We start from the raw sequence: 648 nt of genomic DNA, 5'->3' as shown, positions 1-648 counted from the left end.
GCACGCCAAACTGGTGCTGGTTGCGGCCCGTGGTGTCGAGCCACACCGTGAGGCCGCGCCGCAGCACGCGGGCCTGGGTGCCTTGGTCGGCCACCTTCAGGCGCAGATACACCATGCGGCTATCGTTGAGCACCTGGTATTGCAGCTTGCTGCTGGGGTCGTAGCGCAGCGAATCGGCCCAGTCGGCCGTTTGCCCATCTACCGCCGGCGGCGTGGCGGCAAAGCGGGCGGCCGAGCTGGCCATGGGCTGGCGGCTGCAGGCCAGCAGCAGCAAAGAAGCGGGCAGCACCGCGGGCCAGGAGCGAAAAATCGTCATCGAGAAAAAAAAACACCGAAATGAGCGGCAATGCTAGCCGCCGGGCGGTGTGGTTTGAGTGAATATCCGGCAAACCTATTTCACATTGGCAGGAAAATGGCAATGCTGCGCGCAGACGGCCGCAAACCGGGCCAGCGTAACCGCTGCGGCCCGGCTTCCGTTGCTAGCCCATTCAATGCCCTTCACCGGCTTCGTCCGCTTTATTTGTTTCTATGAATACTTCGCTTTTCCGTACGCTGCGCGCCGGCGCTATTGTTGGCCTGCTGGCCCCGCTGGCCGGCTCGTCGAGCATGACCGACTGGGCCGCGCACCGTGTGGCCCCGGCAGCCCCG

General features: G+C 64.5%; 1 protein-coding gene. It reads right to left on the bottom strand.

Annotated elements, in window-relative coordinates; all coding sequences use genetic code 11:
• Positions 1 to 316 (bottom strand): hypothetical protein (locus ACYVDE_RS25345; protein ID WP_460504281.1); only part of this gene is annotated, 316 nt, incomplete at its 3' end.
• Positions 317 to 648 lie beyond the last annotated feature (332 nt).

The sequence above is a fragment of the Hymenobacter agri genome (genome assembly GCF_054778495.1).
This window is presented reverse-complemented; position numbering and strand designations above follow the sequence as displayed.